This is a genomic window from Qipengyuania sp. NPDC077410, assembly GCF_044543405.1.
Classification (GTDB): Bacteria; Pseudomonadota; Alphaproteobacteria; order Sphingomonadales; family Sphingomonadaceae; genus Qipengyuania; species Qipengyuania pacifica.
This window is the reverse complement of record NZ_JBITWB010000004.1, coordinates 35469-51972: the sequence shown is the minus strand read 5'-3', so window position 1 is coordinate 51972 and position 16504 is coordinate 35469. Positions and strand designations below refer to the sequence as shown.

The following is a 16504-nucleotide window of genomic DNA, read 5'->3' as shown; positions in this document are numbered from 1 at the left end:
TCTATTCTTTTGCCGGAGTGGGCGCGATCGCGCCTTGCCCCATTACTTCGATAAGACGATCGAAATCGGCACTGGAGCGGATATGCAGATCGCGCTGCGGGAACGGGATTTCGATGTCGTGTTCCTTGAAGAGCCACCACAGCTTCTTGAGCACAACACTGCGCACATTGCCGACGCCTTCTTCCGGGTCCTGTATCCAGCAATGAATGACGAAATTGACCGAACTGTCGCCATATTCCTTCATCCAGACTGTGGGCGGCGGCGCGCTGAGTACCCGTTCACAGCTCTTGGCTGCTTCGAGCATCAGCTTTTCGGCAAGATTCATATCGGCTTCATAGCTGACGCCAACCGGCACCTGCATACGGACATTCTTTGACGAGTAAGACCAGTTTTCGACCTGATTGATCATCAGGTTTTCGTTCGGAATGAGATATTCGCGCTGGTCGCGCGTCGTTACCGACACGGCCCGAATGCCGATCTTGCGGATTTGCCCGAAGCTTTCATTGCCCGCCATGTCCGTCACGGCGATCACGTCGCCCGGCTTGATCGATCGATCCATCAACAGGATAATACCCGCGATCAGATTGCCGAAGGTCTTTTGCAGACCGAAACCGATCGCAAGGCCGAAAGCGCCGGAAAACACCGCCAGGGCGGTGAGGTCGATGCCAAGCAGATCGATCGCGAGGAAGAAGGCAATGGCCCACACGATGATCGTGGCGACCTTTTCGACCAGCAACTGCTGGGCATTGTCCAGCCTCGTCATCCGCCTGACGAGGCGCCGAGCCATCCTACTGACGAACCAGGCGAATACAAGAACGCCGATGATGACGGAACTGACCATCAGCACATCGAACAGAGAAACTCTGAATTCTCCGAACGACAAGGCCACGGCATCGAGCGTATCGACCACAGACTCCACGGTTTCGCTTCGCGAGCTCAGCGCTTCCCTCGCGCCGTCGGCCGCGTCCAGCCCGCCCTGCTCCTGAGCAGGCTCGGCAAGGCTCCACGCCTGTTCGACGGGAGCCGTGGTGGGTGTCGCACCATCGCTAGGTGGGGTTTCGCCCTGCACGTCTATCCTTCGTTCATCGCCGCAAAACCTTTGGTGAGGTCGGCAATCAAATCGTCCTTGTCTTCAAGACCGATCGATAGCCGGATGGCGAAGCGGTCCTCAAGCCCCCATCCTTCCTTCGGCCATGCCATGGTGCTGCGGATTGGATCGACATCGAACGGCAAGGCCAGGCTTTCGAAACCACCCCAACTGTAGCCGATGCCGAACAATTGCAGGGCATCGATCAACCGGCAACGGGCGGCATCGTCTCGGCCCTTCAATACGAAGCTGAACAAGCCGCAGCCCCCTGTAAAATCACGCTGCCATAGGTTATGCCCCGGCCCACCCGGCAGCATCGGCGAAAGGACGTGAGCGACCTCGTCGCGATCATCGAGCCATTGCGCAATCGCAAGTGCGGTCTTGCTCTGCTGTTCGAGGCGCACGCCCATGGTGCGCAACCCCCGAAGGGCCAGCGCAGCATCATCGGGGGACACGACATGGCCCAACTGCTGCGCACCGAGGCGCAGGCGCCGATACCATCGCTCCCCTGCAGATGCGGCGCCCATCATAAGGTCGGAATGTCCGCCCACATGCTTGGTCAGCGCGGTGATGGCGATATCGCAACCATGGCCAAGAGCCTCAAAGCCGAGCGACGTGGCCCACGTGTTGTCGATGAGACTGACCGCGCCCTTGTCTCGCGCTATTCGCGTAAGTGCGGGGATGTCACAAACTTCCATGGTCAGACTGCCGGGCACTTCGAGCATCACGGCCCGTGTGCGATCGCAAAACGCCGCTTCGAACGCCTCGAGATCGAGAGGGTCGAAGAAACGATGCTCCACACCGAAGGTCTTGAGCAGTCCCATCGCCGTATTGCGTGTAGGTTCGTAGGCATTGTCGGCGACGAGCAAAACGTCTCCACTGCGCAGAACGGCCAATAGTGCCCCCGCCAGAGCCGCAAGGCCACTGGGGTACAGGACCGTTCCCGCCGCCCCAGGCTCCAGCGCAGTCAACGCCTGTGCCAGAGCCCACTGCGTCGGCGCGCCGCGGCGGCCGTAGAAGAATTGCCCGTCTTCGTTACGAGCTTTTCGCGCCTTGAGGTCGGCGCAATTTGAATAAAGGTGGGTACTTGCGCGCCAAATCGGCGGATTGACGACATTGTCGGCAAAGTCGCCAGAGCGGCCAACCGTTACAAGACGCGTCGACCGCGCGTAGCTGTCGTCATTTCCCCCAGCCATCGCTACTGCGCCGCCCCTTTTTCCTTCGGCGTATCGGCGTCCTCACCCCATTCGAGCCAACTGCCGTCGTAAAGGGCGACATCGTCTTTTCCTGCCAGATGCAGACCATACGCGAGAACGCACGCCGTCATGCCGCTGTTGCAATAAGTGGTGACCGGACCATCCAGATCTACGCCGGATTCCGCGAACAAAGCAGTTATATCGTCGGGCGACCGGTAGGTTCCGTCTTCAGCGAAGAGTTTGGCGAAGTGCAGGTTCGCCGCCCCGGGAATATGACCTTCCGAACCGCTGCCTTCTTCCCCCGCAAAGCGCGCCGCGTCTCGCGCATCGACGATCTGTTCGGCGCGAGAACTATCGTTTGCGAGCATCTGATCCTTGCCGCGAACGGCGCCAGCTATGGAGGGGGTAGGGAATTCTGTTTGTTCGTAAGTTGCCCGGCCCGCCTCGACAGGACGTTCTTCCTGTTTCCATCTCGAGAACCCGCCATCCAGAATGGCGACATTCCGGAAACCATAGAGGCGAAAGATAAACCACGCGCGGGCTGCACTTTTTATCTGGCTGTCGTCGTAGAGCACGACGCGGCTCGACGGGGTGATCCCCAACTGCCCCAGGCGTCTGGCAAACTGATCCGCCGTAGGGACTGCCTTGGGAACCTGTGATGCCGTATCGACAAAGCTGGTCAGGTCGAGAAACCGCGCATCCGGGATTTGACCTTCCGAAAAATCCGCGGCCGAATTACGCGGGCTGTCGGGTAGATGAGCCGACGCGTCGAGTATCACCAGGTCGGGAGAGCCGGATTGTTCGGCAAGCCATTGGGTCGAGACGAGACTATGCATCGTCGCCCGGTTAGCGTGCGGATGAAGCGAAGTCGACTCAGGCAAGCTCGCGCTGGGCAATCGGTTCGTAACTGCGCGGGCCTTCATCAAGCCTGAAGGGTTGCACGCGGCCGCCGTCCGGCATGCCCTGCCCGACCACGAACGTCTTGAGCAGTGCCCCTTCGCCCGGACCGTCTATCCTGACCCGCATCAGCGGAACCAGTAGCGGGTGGCGACCCTGCCTGATCACATGGGCTTGCGCGAGCGGGAGCTGGACTTGCCCTGTAAGGGTGACGCTTTGCCGGGGAGAGATCCGGGGAACCTCATGGCGTTTTTCGAGCACCGTGCCATTGGTAGCGATCTGCTGTTCCATCGGCGCACCGGAATGAGCCGAAACCAAGTCTATGCCGATCACGACATCCGCTAGCGAAGCATTGGTACGATTGATCAGCGTCAACCGGTATTTGAGCGTGGCGAAGGCCGCGCTGCGGATGAGCTTTTCGTTTTCTATCCGTACGAACAACGCATCCGCCAGCGGCACCACGTCGACGGGCGCCGCTGCGGCAACCAGCGGTCGTTCGATTTCCGGTACGACAGCTTCGCGGCGGCGGTTCCAGATAACAAAACCTGCGCCGAGAAGTGCGAGCAGCGCTGCGATGCCGCCTATCGGCAACCAGGGGAGGTCTTCGCCATTGTCGTCGCTCGTTGCCGGTTGTGCGGGCGGCAAAGGCTGCGGCGATGGTGAAGCTGGCGATAAGATTGTAGCGCTCGGCTCGTTCGCCGGCTCGGATGGCGACGGGGTCGGCTGTGCTTCGGCTTGCGGATCTACCGTTTCCACCGTGCGGGGCGTCACGGTTGGGAGAGGACTTGCCTGCGGGGCCTGTCTTGTAGGAACAGGCCGCGGTTCGGAAAGCTGGACCGGCACGGACGGTGCAGGCGCCGAGGACGGCGTTGGCGTCGGTGTCGGGGTATTAACGGCACGCGGACGGATCTCCACGCCCCTCTGCGTATCCGCAGGCCCCTGTGCTTGCGGGGTGGCGCTTGGGCTTGGCGCAGGTTCCAACGAAAAATCGTTTACCGACTGGGCGTGCGCCATGGCCGGTAAAGACGCGACAAACGCCAGGATGGAAATGCGGGTACGAAGATTCATGCGGTTCGTTTCGCGGATTAAACCCGCCACTGTGCGGAGGCGCGCTGAATAGGTACTTAAGCGCACAGTTCCAAGCCCCGGCTTGCGCATTTTCGCGCATCACGGCAGGAGCGCGGCATGAGCGACACACCTTCTCCCAAATTCCTCGGCGTAAGTACTGGCTTGCCCACCTCTCCGGACGAGGCGGAACTCGATTATGTGGCGAACCCGCGCGCAGGCCAGCTTTATCTCGTGCGGTTCGCGGCGCCCGAGTTCACATCACTTTGCCCGGTGACGGGACAGCCCGATTTCGCACATATCGTTATCGATTACGCACCCGGCGAAACAATCGTGGAATCGAAAAGCCTCAAGCTGTTCCTTGGGAGTTTTCGCAACCATTGCGGTTTTCACGAAGATGTGACGGTCGGCATCGGCCAGCGCCTGTTCGACGAAATGAAGCCGCAATGGCTGCGCATCGGCGGTTATTGGTATCCGCGCGGTGGCATTCCGATCGACGTGTTCTGGCAAAGCGGCGCTCCGCCGGAGGCTCTTTGGCTACCGGATCAGGGCGTTCCGTCGTACCGGGGTCGGGGCTAATCCGGACAAGCGCACATGGCCAGTAGATATGACGCCGTCATCATCGGAGCAGGCCATAACGGGCTGGTATGCGCATTCTATCTCGCCCGCGCGGGGCTGAAAGTCCGCATCGTCGAACGGCGCGATGTCGTGGGCGGTGCGGCCGTTACGGAGGAATTCCTCCCGGGTTTCCGAAATTCCATAGCAAGTTACACCGTCAGCCTGCTGCAGCCCAAAGTCATTCGCGACATGCGACTGGAAGAGCACGGTTACACCGTCATCGAGCGTCCAATCTCCAATTTCCTTCCGCAGGAAGACGGGGGCTATCTGAAGCTGGGCGGCGGGCTGGAACGAGCACAGGCCGAATTCCGCAAGTTCTCCAAGCATGATGCCGATACACTCCCGGCCTATTACGATGCGCTGGAAGGGGTGGCTTCGGTTCTCCGCGACCTGGCGCTCAAGAGCCCGCCGAATGTCGGCGAAGGCCTGCGCACACTGATTTCCGGGGCGTCGCAAGGGTGGGGCATGGCGCGTCTCGACCTCCCGGCCAAGCGCGACATCCTCGATCTGTTCACGAAATCCGCGTCGAGCTTTCTCGGCCAGTGGTTCGAGAGCGAAGCGGTCAAGGCCGCGTTCGGCTTTGACGCCGTAGTCGGCAATTACGCCTCCCCCGACACGCCGGGCAGCGCCTATGTCCTCCTTCATCATGTGTTCGGCGAGGTAAATGGCAAAAGGGGTGCCTGGGGCCATGTGATCGGAGGTATGGGCACGATCACGCAGATCATGGCCAAGGTGTGCCGGCAGGCCGGTGTCGACATCAGCTTGGAGGCGCCGGTGTCCGAAGTTCTGGTTGATGGCGATGAGATCGCAGGGGTACGGCTCGAAAGCGGCGAGGAAATCGCGGCGGCGCGGGTCATCGCCAATGTCGGCCCCAAACTCCTCTATGGCAAAATGCTGGACGAGAGCCACCAGCCCGAGGATTTCCGCCGCCGCATGCGGGGGTTCAAGGCGGGCGGCGGCACCTTCCGCATGAATGTGGCGCTGAGTGAGTTACCGACGTTTACCGCGCTCCCTCAACCGGGTGAGCAACACCGATCCGGTATCATTCTCGCCCCGACACTGGACTACATGGACAGGGCGTTCCTCGATGCCAAGACCGAGGGCTGGTCCAAGAAACCGATTGTCGAAATGCTCATCCCCAGCACGGTCGACGATAGTCTTGCTCCGGCAGGCCAGCATGTGGCGAGCCTGTTTTGCCAGCAATTCGCGCCCGAACTCCCCGATGGCCGCGATTGGGACGATGAAGAGGATGCTGCAGCCGATACCATTATCGATACGGTCGAGGCCGTCGCCCCAGGCTTCCGTGCCTGCATCCTGGGGCGACAGATTCTCAGTCCCAAAGGGCTCTACAGGAAGTTCGGGCTGGTCGGAGGCGATATCATGCACGGCCACATGAGTTTGGACCAGGTGTGGTCCGCGCGGCCGGTGTTGGGTCACGGGGCCTACAGGGGACCGGTAAAGGGGCTCTACATGTGCGGTGCGGGGACCCATCCCGGCGGCGGGGTGACAGGTGCTCCCGGACATAATTGCGCCCGCGAAATCATCTTCGACCGTGGCAATTGGCGCAAATTCAAGGGCGTTTAGTTCGTCACCGAGGGACGGCAATGGCTATTTCGCTTGTTTCAAGTGCTTCAAGATCAATACACTTCGAATCTTAAAGTCGACTGGCGAACGTATGCGTACGCGCAGGCGTTCGAGATATGTCGTTCCACAAGGCGGAGGGGCTATCCGAGAAGGATATCGTCCCCATGCAGAACCCCAACACCGTGATCCTCGTGGTCGAGGACGAAGTCCTCATCCGTATGGATGTGGTCGATCAGCTGGGCGCTCTTGGTTACAGGTTGATCGAGGCGGCGAATGGCCAGGAGGCACTCGATGCGCTGTCAGACGGCGGTGTGATCAATATCCTTTTCACCGATGTGCATATGCCGGGCGATCTCGATGGGGTTATGCTGGCGCGAGAGGTTTCGCGACGCCGACCGGAAATCGGCATTATTGTGACGTCTGGAAGAGCCTCGCTCAGCGCGGATTCTCTACCGGAAGGTTCGCGATTCTATCCTAAGCCCTACGCCTCAACCACGGTCCACACAGCGATACAGGAAATGCTGGCGTCGCCGGACTGAATTCAAACTGGTGACAACAATTTAGCGCGGCAAAACAATCGTCACGCGAAGCCCATCGTTGCGCCAGTCATGATCAATGGTCGCACCCAGCTGGCGGATGGTGGAAGCCACCAGGCGGCTGCCGAAGTTCTGGCTTTCGGGTTCGACCGTCGCAGGGCCGCCGCTTTCAGACCATTCGATTTTCAAGCCTTCAGGGCCCGTATTCCACTCGATGGAAACGACGCCAGAAGTGTCCTTCAGACCGCCATATTTCGTCGCATTGGTGGCAAGTTCGTGAAAGACCATGGCCAGACCCGACAAAGACTGCGCATCGACCGTTTGATCATCCCCCGCCAAGCGTATGCGCTCATCCACATCGCCATATCCCAGAGGGCTCAATATCGTCGCGAGCAGCGTGCGGATGGATGTCATTTCATCCGAGCGACCCGCCGCATTTCGCACGATGATCAAATCCTGGGCAGACGCAATGGCACGCAGTTTGCCATTGACCTTGTCTGCCAGATCGCGGGCACTGAGCGCTGCCGGCACGTTGAGATTAATCAGACTCTGGGCAAGCGAGAAGGCGTTCTTCACGCGGTGCTGCAGCTCTTCGAGAACAAGCCCCTTCGCCTCTTCGGCGCGATGCCGCATGCGCTCGAGGCGAATCCGCTCAACAGCGATCGATGTTGTGAGCGCAATTGCCTCGATAATCTCGCGGTCGAGATCCGATGGCTGGCGCGGCTCACGATAGTAATTGGCAAAGGTGCCGAGCACGCTTCCGTCACCCGCTTTAATCGGCACTGACCAGCAGGCTGCCAGACCGTGAGACAGAGCCAGTTCGCGAAAATCGGCCCAGAGCGGATCGGTCGCTATGTCTTCGACAAAAACAGGGCGTCCCCGCGCCGCCGCAGTCCCGCACGACCCCTCGCCCTCACCGATTTCCATGCCTTCGATGGCGGCGTTGTATTCATCGGGAAGGCTCGGCGCACCGCCCAGTTCGAGATGTTTTCCATCTTCGGAAAGCAGCAGGATCGACGCCAGCATGCCATCGCCGGTCTGTTCTTCAGCCAGACTGACAATGTCGGACAGTATGGCTTCGCGATCGCCCCCCAATGCGACGCGGCCGAGAATCTGCTGCTGGCGGCGCCATACTTCTGCCAGATACCTGTCCGACAATGGATCGGTCGCGGAGGGAGCATCGGCGGTTTGCGAATTTTCGATGGCCCACTCCATTCCAAAGTCGACAAAGTAGCAAGTCCGGGAAATTTAACAAGGTATTAGCAGGCCCTCGCCCTGATCACGATTCCCTGTCCGCCGCTTGGATAGGGGGGCTGGCATTGCCTCAACCCAAGTCCGGGAGAAACCTCTTTCGAGACACATCAAGAAACTGAAGCATCGATCGAGGCCAACGACTTGGCATGGGTTGGGACCGCGCCACGCTAGGGTTACGGGGTTTCCGTTATCGGAACCCGATTGGCAAAGTGCGCCTTGCTCCAGGCACAGGCTGCCGCAGCGCCCAATCCGTGCTGAAAGTCGCTGATGCGACCGGCAATGTGGGACGCCGTTGCCAATTTGGCGAGGCGATCATCATCGTTCGCCGCGCATCCGGCACCCATGAGTGCCCGCTGATGCTCGGCGTATTGATGGTTCAGGTCCATGTCAGTTCTCCTGCTGTGGCGGGAATGCTGGTGCACGGCCGCGAATAAAATGGGCGCTCAGTCAATCATCGTCGCGACGAGACGTCGCAGTTCGGTGGTCGCGATCGGAGCGGGGATGTCCCGCTCACGGCTCACGCTCGGAGCATTGTTCGCGCCATAGCGCAGCGAAAGCTTGGGGCGCGACGCATCGCGCACGTTCATTGTATTCATTAATTGTGTGCTGGCAGGTTGATCCCGCCACTTTCTTAAAAGTCTCAGCGCCTGTAGACGCGCTTGCGCGCACCGGCGGGCGCTTGCCCGGGTGTTCGTTCGCGGAAGACGATCCGGCCCTTGCTGAGATCGTAGGGTGTCATTTCGACATGTACGCGGTCTCCAACGACCGATCGGATGCGGTAGCGACGCATTTTTCCCGCCGTGTAGCAGATAATGCGATGCTCATTATCGAGAGTGACGCCGAAACGTCCATCGGGCAGGACCTCGTCGATCGCGCCCTCCATCGTAATGAGCTCTTCCTTCGCCAAACAACCATCCTTACGTACAAAAATAATCCGCGCGGACGCATTCCGAAGCGGAGCCAACTTGGATGAAATGGAACTGGTGCCAACCCCGTGCTTTCGCGCGGTCGGTGGCATTCAACATCCGTCGCAAACGACGTCAGGCAATTTTCATATAACAGGGTGCAAAAAAATTACAATAGGCCGACACTGTGATTATGAAAAATGCTCACGCAGGCGCAGGCAGCGTCTTGCTGGGAGTATCCCGACCATTTGAGAAACGGCCTCAGTACCCCACAACAGCACTGCGAAAGAGCCAAAGCTGATAACGCCTCACAGCTGCGCTGTTCGCGAGCGACACTAGCAAATGCGTGAAATTATGGCGGAGAGGGAGGGATTCGAACCCTCGATACGGTTGCCCGTATACCGCATTTCGAGTGCGGCGCATTCGACCACTCTGCCACCTCTCCGCATGTATCGGGTGCGCTTTCGGGCACAAGGCCCCGGTCGAAGCGAGGGCGCCGATTAGCCGAGCACCCCACCCTTGCCAAGCCCTTTTCACGAGAATTCGGGGGATCGTCCGCCATTCCCCATTGTAAGGGCCGCGAATTATCCCATATCTGCTAGTCACATGGATCGCACACAATACTTTTCCGCCCAAGCTGGACGCACAATCGACGTTCCGCGTCGTGTAAAAAGCCGCTTCGCCATCGGCGATGTGGTCAAGCACCGCGTGTTCGATTTTCGCGGCGTGATCTTCGATATCGATCCGGTCTTTGCCAATAGCGACGAATGGTACGAAGCCATTCCAGAAGACATTCGCCCCGATCGCAATCAGCCCTTTTACCATCTGCTCGCAGAAAGCGATGACAGCGATTACGTCGCCTATGTCAGCCAGCAGAACCTGGTGACGGATTCGATCTCTGGGCCGGTTTCGCACCCTGATGTGCACCAGTATTTCGAACAGTTCGAAAACGGTCGCTATCGCATGCGCCGCAGCATGACGCACTGATCGATCGTTACGATCAGTTCTTGATCTTCCAGCCTGATACAAGAAGCCGGTAAGTCACGAAGGCCAGCACCACGTTTAGCGCCAGAAGGCCGAGCCCAGCCAGCATTACAGCCGTTCCATCGCCGATATCGCTTTGACCGAGGAAGCCGTAACGGAAGCCTGAAATCACGTAAAAGAACGGATTTGCCCGGCTGACGGACTGAAACGCGGGCGCAAGCCGGTCGATGATGTAGAACGTGCCCGAAAGCATGGCGAGCGGAGCGATTACGAAATTCGTGACGGCCGCGTTGTGATCGAATTTTTCGGCCCATATGGACGCGACCAGCCCCAGCAGCGAAAGCATTAGCGCCCCCATCAGGCCAAACCATACCACCGCCCATGGGTGAGCCATAGCAAGGTTGACGCCGGGATAAAGCAGCATTGCACCAGCCACCACGAAGCCCACTGCTACCGCGCGCGTCATTGCAGCGCCGACGATCCCCGCCATCAGTTCGCCTTCGGACAAGGGCGGCATCAGCAGGTCGATGATGGTTCCCTGGATCTTGCCAGACAGCAGCGAGAAGCTCGAATTGGCAAAGCCATTTTGCATCATTGCCATGGCGATCAGCCCCGGCGCGACGAAGGTCGGGAAGTTCACTCCCAGCACTTCGCGCCCCCCACGGCCGAGCGCTACCGAAAATATCACGAGAAAAAGCAGAGTTGTGATCGCTGGCGCCCAGATTGTCTGCGTCTGGACCTTGAGAAACCGGCGTATCTCCTTAATATAGAGACTCCACAGGCCAATCCCGTTGATCCCCCGGATCACCGGGCGTCCCCGCGGCGGAAAACGGCCCTCCCCTCCGGCATGGTCCTCTACGAAAGAGGCGTCCGGGTGCTCGTTTTCGGGCGATGCGGGCTGGGCTTGATCCACCATGAGGCCGCGACTAGGCCCAAGCGTCCCAGCTTGCAAGCTGAGGCGTCAAGACACGAGATACAGGACTGCAGATGAGCTGGACCGACGAACGGATCGCAACGCTGAAGAAGATGTGGGAAGGCGGATCTACCGCCAGCCAGATTGCCGACGAACTTGGCGGCGTCAGCCGCAATGCCGTGATCGGAAAGGCACATCGCCTCGGCCTCAAATCACGTCCGTCGCCAGTTAAGACGAACGAGAAGAAGAAGCCTGCCGTAAAGGCCAAACCGGCTGCACCCAAGCCGGTCGCAAAGAAGCCTGTAAAGCCTGCAGCGAAACCCGCTCCGGCCGCTCCAATCGCTCCGGCGAAGCCTGCGGCGGCCTTGCCGCCGGCGCCCGATGCCTCAATCCCGTCGCAGCCCCTGCCCAACAAGTCTTCGGACCTGCCCAAGATTGTTTCGGTCGGTCCGGGCGGTTTTCTCCGTCAGGGCCCGGGCGACCAGCAGGCCCCTATCCCGCCGGCGCCGCCGCGCCGACTGGTACCGGCCAAACCTAGTGCGGAGATCGCCGACAAGACGAGCCTGCTGGATCTGTCGGACAAGGTATGTCGCTGGCCCATGGGTCACCCTGGCGAGCCCGATTTCCATTTCTGCGGGGAGTCCGTAAATCCTGGCTTCCCCTACTGCGTTGAACATTGCGGCCGGGCGTATCAGGCACAGCTTCCGCGCGGCGCGCGCCGTCCTCCTCCGCCCCTGCCCTTCGGCGGACCGCGCGTACGCTGATCGACTGTCCGAACTCCTCGCCTTCTCCTTCATCAGCGATGCGGAGAAGGCGAGCATAGTTTCACGACCTATCGAAACGGGCCCGAACATCTGCCGGGTCGGACGCTGGCGAATGGGCAATCTCGAAATCCCTCATTGATGCATATGTGACACGTCAGTTAGACGTCGACACGAGCGAACAAGAGAGGATCCAGTCGATGCCACTGTCACTTCACGCCGCCTATGTGCCCAGTGCCCTCCAGATGCTTGGGACAGCCAAGCATCTAGTCGATACGGCAGAAAAATGGTGCGACGATCACGGCCATGACCATGCCGACATCGTCGGCGCTCGGATCGTCGATGACATGCTGCCCTTTTCCTATCAGATAAAGAGCGTTGCCGAACATACGAAAGGGTCGATCGAAGGTCTACGCGCCGGCGTCTATTCCCCCGACCTGTCGCCGCCACCTGCAAGTCTCGGCGATTTGCGCACCAAGCTGGCGCAAGCGACCGAATTCATGAACGGCCTGACCGAAGAGGACATGGAAGGGTTCATCGGCCAACCCATGCGGTTCGAATTCAAAAGCAACCGAATGGATTTTACCGCTGAAGACTTCCTGCTGAGTTTCAGTCAGCCGAACTTCTATTTCCACTGCGCCACTGCCTATGACATCCTGCGCATGAAAGGCGTCCCTGTCGGCAAACGCGATTTTCTGGGACGAGTGAGGATCAAGCCCTAGTCTTACGGGCAAACCAGATCGTGTGGCGCGGGCCCTTGTTATTGGGCCTTGCGCGCACTTCGCGCACCTCCACGTCGAAACCGCTTTCCTTCAGACGCATAGTGAACCTGTGATCGGGAGCAGCAGACCAGACCGCAAGAATGCCGCCCGGCTTCAGTGCGTCGCGCGCCTTGCCGAGCCCCGTCTTGCTGTAAATACGATAATTGGCATCGCGTACGATCCCATCGGGGCCGTTATCGACGTCGAGGAGAATGGCATCATATTTGGCGCTCGTTCCGTCGTTCGCGTCGTCAATAAGAGCGGCGACGTCGCAAATCACGACATTCCCGCGGGGATCCTGAAGGCTATCGCCCGTGAGATGGGCTAGCGGGCCTTCAGCCCATTCCAGTATTTCCGGCACGACTTCGGCAACGGTAACCGTGCCTTTCTCCGGCAGGCCCGCAAGTGCCGCGCGATAGGTGAAACCCATTCCATAGCCACCGATCAGGATACGCGGAGCCCGCGCATCGAGTTCGGCCAGCGTGAGCACCGCAAGCTGTTCTTCGGAGAACTGCATGCGCGTACCCATGAGTTCGTCCCTGCCGAGCATGATGACGAAATCGCGCCCGTGGCTAACGAGCGTGAGTGTTTCGCCATCGGGTATGTCGGCAGTGGCAATCGTTTCACGCGGCAGCACATTTATCTCCGGAAAGGTCCCCGCCCCTAACCCAAATCATGCTCGCGTCAAACTCAAGGCGTCATTCGTACGATCAGCGTCCGCTGTAAGCGTCTTCGCGCCAGTCGCCGCGTTTGACTTCGCACCACTGGACGGGGGACGATGTCCGCTGATCTCCGATTTCAGGAATAAGGGTGTAGCTCACCTGACGGCAGTTGCGGTCCGAATAGGCAGTGGCACCGCTCACCAGGACATAGCCGCGCTCGCCATTATTCTTCCACATGCGAGCCTTTCCGCTTTTCAGGGCCCGCACGGTCGTACGCCGCACCGCCGATTCGTCGGGGCCGGCGAAGGGTATCGCAACCGGTGCGCTGGCCGGCGGCGGGCCTAGCAGGATGAATGGACCGGGCGATGCCTCTGACTTGCCGGACTTCGCTGCCCTGCCAGCTTTGGGTGTTGTCGTAGCATCATCTTCATCGATCGCCGCTGGTTCTTCGGCTTCGACGGTCGAGCGGAAGAAATCGGCAACGGTCCCGCCGGACAGAATGCCGCCCGAGCCTTCTTCGCTTTCCGTTACAACGTCGCTATCGGCTGCACCGGCCGGATTGGCGTACATGTGCCACCCGTAGAGGCTAGCCGCCAGCAACAACGCTGCCAGCGTCAGCAGAACGAGCAGGAGATTGTGCCGGTCCAGGCGCTGCGTTTCGGCAAGTTCCTGTTCGGAATAGCCCCGCTCGCGAAGCGTCGCGATCCGTTCAGACTGACGATTGCGTTTCGGGACTTTTGTCAAAGCAGCACTGCTCCACCCCGCCGCATGTTCATCCATGCTGATGACACCAACTCGCATGCGAGCACTCACACCCTTCATTATCATGTAGAAGTCGCAGTGTCATTTATCACGGTTAAAAACGGGTTAATTCATCATAACCAGGCACACTTAAAGAAAAGGGCCGAGAGGTCTCCCTCACGGCCCTTTCCCGAAAGTTATTGCGGAAGGATCAGTCCTTCAGGAAGTCCGGAACGTGGGCTTCGCCGCCACCGTTGCCGCCATCGCGATCGCGACGCGGACCACGGTCACCGCCGCCGCGGCCACCACGGCCGCCACGACGATCGCCGCCGCCGCCACCGCCGCCACGCGGACCACGGTCGCCGCGCGGTTCGCGCGGCGGACGGGTGTCTTCCAGCTCTTCGCCGGTTTCCTGATCGACGACACGCATCGACAGGCGGACCTTGCCACGCTGATCGATCTCGAGGACCTTGACCTTAACTTCCTGGCCTTCGGACACGACGTCGGTCGGCTTCTCGACACGTTCGTTCTTCATTTCGCTGACATGGACGAGACCGTCCTTGCCACCCATGAAGTTCACGAAAGCGCCGAAATCGACGATATTGACGACCTTGCCGTTGTAGATCTTGCCGACTTCCGCTTCTTCGACGATGCCTTCGATCCAGGCCTTGGCAGCCGCGATCTCGTCGGCGTTCGAAGACGAAATCTTGATCACGCCTTCATCGTCGATGTCGACCTTGGCGCCGGTTTCGGCGACGATCTCACGGATCACCTTGCCACCCGTGCCGATGACGTCGCGGATCTTCGACTTGTCGATCTGGATAGTTTCGATACGCGGAGCATGCTTCGAGACCTCGTTGCGCGAACCGGTCAGAGCCTTGTTCATTTCACCGAGGATGTGCGCACGACCGGCCTTTGCCTGTTCGAGCGCCTTCTGCATGATTTCCTGCGTGATGCCAGCAACCTTGATGTCCATCTGCATCGTGGTGATGCCGGCTTCCGTACCTGCAACCTTGAAATCCATGTCGCCGAGGTGATCTTCGTCGCCCAGAATGTCGGACAGAACGGCAAAATCATTGCCTTCGAGGATCAGGCCCATCGCGATGCCGCTCACCGGACGTTCGATCGGAACGCCGGCATCCATCATGGAGAGGCAGCCGCCGCAGATCGTTGCCATCGAGCTCGAGCCGTTGGACTCGGTAATGTCGGACAGCACGCGGATGGTGTACGGGAAATCGTCATGGGTCGGCAGCACGTTGTGCAGCGCACGCCAGGCAAGCTTGCCATGGCCGGTATCGCGGCGCGACGGGGCACCGAAACGACCGACTTCACCGACCGAATACGGCGGGAAGTTGTAGTGCAGCATGAAGCGTTCGTACGACAGGCCTTCGAGACCGTCGATCATCTGCTCGCTGTCCTTGGTGCCAAGGGTGGTCGAGCACAATGCCTGCGTTTCACCGCGGGTGAACAGCGACGAACCGTGCGCACGGGGCAACACGCCGACCATGGCTTCGATCGGGCGAACCTGATCGAGCTTGCGGCCGTCGATGCGGGTGCCGTCCTTGAGGATGGCGCCGCGGACGATTTCCGCTTCCAGCTTCTTGGTCAGCTTGATCGCGGTCATGCGCTGCTGGCCGTCGAATTCATCCGAACCGTAATGCGCCTTGACCTTGTCGCGGGCCGCATTCAGCGCGTCCGAACGGGCCGACTTGTCGGTCTGCTTGTAGGCAGCTTCGATGTCTTTGCCGATCATCGCCTTGATGGCCGACTTCATGTCTTCATTGCCATCCTGCGAGGCAACGTCCCACGGATCCTTGGCGGCCTGTTCGGCCAGGTCGACGATCGCATTGACGACCGGGCGGATGTTGTCGTGTGCAAAAGCAACGGCGCCGAGCATTTCTGCTTCGGTCAGTTCCTTCGCTTCCGATTCAACCATCATCACGGCATCGCCGGTGGCGGCAACGACAAGATCGAGACGGCCGTCGTCGGCCAGGGCCGAGGTCTGCTTCGGGTTGAGGATGTATTCGCCATCCTTGAAGCCGACGCGGCAGGCACCGATCGGGCCCATGAAGGGAACGCCCGAAATCGTCAGGGCTGCCGAAGCGGCGATCATCGCCAGAACGTCGGGCTCGCATTCGCCATCATAGCTGAACACCTGCGCAATGACGTTGATTTCGTTGTAGAAACCTTCGGGAAACAGCGGGCGGACCGGACGGTCGATCAGGCGGCTCGTCAGCGTTTCCTTTTCGGTCGCACCGCGCTCGCGCTTGAAGAAGCCACCCGGGATACGGCCGGCTGACGAGAATTTTTCCTGATAATGGACGGTCAGCGGGAAGAAGTCCTGACCTTCCTTCACGCTCTTGGCGGCCGTGACCGCACAGAGCACAACGGTTTCGCCATATGTGGCGAGGACCGCGCCGTCAGCCTGACGGGCAATGCGGCCGGTTTCCAGAGTGAGGGTCTTTCCGCCCCACTCCAGCGATACGGTTTTCGTGTCGAACATGTATTTTCCTTGATGACCCGCACGGCCTTATTGCGAT

Annotated in this window: 18 protein-coding genes and 1 tRNA gene; 7 read left to right on the top strand and 12 right to left on the bottom strand. The window is 59.8% G+C overall.

Features of this window, described 5'->3' with window-relative positions:
• Position 1: 1 nt before the first annotated feature.
• From ACIGGE_RS15650 to ACIGGE_RS15635, 4 genes are read right to left on the bottom strand one after another with little or no spacing between them, the layout of a single operon-like run.
• Entirely contained in the window at positions 2-1069 is a 1068-nt protein-coding gene (locus ACIGGE_RS15650) for a mechanosensitive ion channel family protein (RefSeq protein ID WP_196847906.1), read from the bottom strand.
• Positions 1070-1071: 2 nt separating this feature from the next.
• Entirely contained in the window at positions 1072-2283 is a 1212-nt protein-coding gene (gene metC / locus ACIGGE_RS15645) for a cystathionine beta-lyase (protein WP_397491044.1), read from the bottom strand.
• A 2-nt stretch (positions 2284-2285) separates the two neighbouring features.
• Entirely contained in the window at positions 2286-3119 is an 834-nt protein-coding gene (locus ACIGGE_RS15640) for a sulfurtransferase (protein WP_397491043.1), read from the bottom strand.
• Between the two features lie 37 nt (positions 3120-3156).
• On the bottom strand, positions 3157-4248 hold the full coding sequence (locus tag ACIGGE_RS15635) for a hypothetical protein (protein ID WP_397491042.1): 1092 nt from the start codon (positions 4246-4248) through the stop codon (positions 3157-3159).
• Positions 4249-4365: 117 nt separating this feature from the next.
• On the opposite strand from ACIGGE_RS15635, the gene queF reads away from it, so the two are divergent.
• From queF to ACIGGE_RS15620, 3 genes are all read left to right on the top strand, one after another.
• Positions 4366-4824 (top strand): preQ(1) synthase, encoded by a 459-nt coding sequence (queF, locus tag ACIGGE_RS15630; protein WP_103024249.1) that lies wholly within the window; start codon positions 4366-4368, stop codon positions 4822-4824.
• Positions 4825-4839: 15 nt separating this feature from the next.
• Complete coding sequence (locus tag ACIGGE_RS15625) at positions 4840-6447, top strand: phytoene desaturase family protein (RefSeq protein WP_397491041.1); 1608 nt, start codon at positions 4840-4842, stop codon at positions 6445-6447.
• A gap of 116 nt (positions 6448-6563) precedes the next feature.
• Positions 6564-6986, top strand: a complete 423-nt coding sequence (locus ACIGGE_RS15620) for a response regulator (RefSeq protein WP_397491040.1) — start codon at positions 6564-6566, stop codon at positions 6984-6986.
• 21 nt (positions 6987-7007) lie between these two features.
• Here ACIGGE_RS15620 and ACIGGE_RS15615 read toward each other — a convergent pair whose 3' ends face one another.
• Entirely contained in the window at positions 7008-8198 is a 1191-nt protein-coding gene (locus ACIGGE_RS15615) for a sensor histidine kinase (RefSeq protein WP_301641501.1), read from the bottom strand.
• A 290-nt stretch (positions 8199-8488) separates the two neighbouring features.
• Here ACIGGE_RS15615 and ACIGGE_RS15610 point away from each other — a divergent pair, with 290 nt between their 5' ends.
• Positions 8489-8671 (top strand): hypothetical protein, encoded by a 183-nt coding sequence (locus ACIGGE_RS15610; RefSeq protein WP_375245465.1) that lies wholly within the window; start codon positions 8489-8491, stop codon positions 8669-8671.
• A 9-nt stretch (positions 8672-8680) separates the two neighbouring features.
• On the opposite strand, the gene ACIGGE_RS15605 is transcribed toward ACIGGE_RS15610, so the two are convergent.
• From ACIGGE_RS15605 to ACIGGE_RS15595, 3 genes are all read right to left on the bottom strand, one after another.
• Complete coding sequence (locus tag ACIGGE_RS15605; protein WP_397491039.1) at positions 8681-8833, bottom strand: hypothetical protein; 153 nt, start codon at positions 8831-8833, stop codon at positions 8681-8683.
• 44 nt (positions 8834-8877) lie between these two features.
• Positions 8878-9144: a translation initiation factor IF-1 gene (infA, locus tag ACIGGE_RS15600; protein WP_397491038.1), complete on the bottom strand. Its 267-nt coding sequence runs from the start codon at positions 9142-9144 to the stop codon at positions 8878-8880.
• Positions 9145-9497: 353 nt separating this feature from the next.
• Positions 9498-9587 (bottom strand) — tRNA-Ser (locus ACIGGE_RS15595).
• Between the two features lie 161 nt (positions 9588-9748).
• Between ACIGGE_RS15595 and hspQ the strand changes: the two genes are divergently transcribed.
• Positions 9749-10129 (top strand): heat shock protein HspQ, encoded by a 381-nt coding sequence (hspQ, locus tag ACIGGE_RS15590; RefSeq protein WP_103024244.1) that lies wholly within the window; start codon positions 9749-9751, stop codon positions 10127-10129.
• 13 nt (positions 10130-10142) lie between these two features.
• On the opposite strand, the gene ACIGGE_RS15585 is transcribed toward hspQ, so the two are convergent.
• Entirely contained in the window at positions 10143-11042 is a 900-nt protein-coding gene (locus tag ACIGGE_RS15585; RefSeq protein ID WP_397491037.1) for an ABC transporter permease, read from the bottom strand.
• A 71-nt stretch (positions 11043-11113) separates the two neighbouring features.
• On the opposite strand from ACIGGE_RS15585, the gene ACIGGE_RS15580 reads away from it, so the two are divergent.
• Both ACIGGE_RS15580 and ACIGGE_RS15575 read left to right on the top strand, forming a co-directional pair.
• Positions 11114-11803, top strand: coding sequence for a GcrA family cell cycle regulator (locus ACIGGE_RS15580; RefSeq protein WP_397491036.1), 690 nt, complete (start codon positions 11114-11116; stop codon positions 11801-11803).
• Positions 11804-12000: 197 nt separating this feature from the next.
• Positions 12001-12522 carry a DUF1993 family protein gene (locus ACIGGE_RS15575; RefSeq protein WP_397491035.1) on the top strand — a complete coding sequence of 174 codons (522 nt, stop codon included), beginning with the start codon at positions 12001-12003 and terminating at the stop codon, positions 12520-12522.
• Here the strand turns inward: ACIGGE_RS15575 and ACIGGE_RS15570 are convergent.
• The 3 genes from ACIGGE_RS15570 to pnp all read right to left on the bottom strand — a co-directional run bounded on the left by ACIGGE_RS15570 (position 12512) and on the right by pnp (position 16467).
• Positions 12512-13198 carry a spermidine synthase gene (locus tag ACIGGE_RS15570; RefSeq protein WP_196847895.1) on the bottom strand — a complete coding sequence of 229 codons (687 nt, stop codon included), beginning with the start codon at positions 13196-13198 and terminating at the stop codon, positions 12512-12514. The genes ACIGGE_RS15575 and ACIGGE_RS15570 overlap by 11 nt on opposite strands.
• A gap of 73 nt (positions 13199-13271) precedes the next feature.
• A complete protein-coding gene (locus ACIGGE_RS15565; protein WP_397491033.1) occupies positions 13272-14024 on the bottom strand; it encodes a hypothetical protein in 753 nt (250 codons plus the stop codon).
• A 151-nt stretch (positions 14025-14175) separates the two neighbouring features.
• The gene (gene pnp, locus ACIGGE_RS15560; protein ID WP_103024239.1) at positions 14176-16467 is read right to left on the bottom strand and encodes a polyribonucleotide nucleotidyltransferase; all 2292 of its coding nucleotides are present in this window, start codon (positions 16465-16467) and stop codon (positions 14176-14178) included.
• Between the last annotated feature and the right edge of the window lie 37 nt (positions 16468-16504).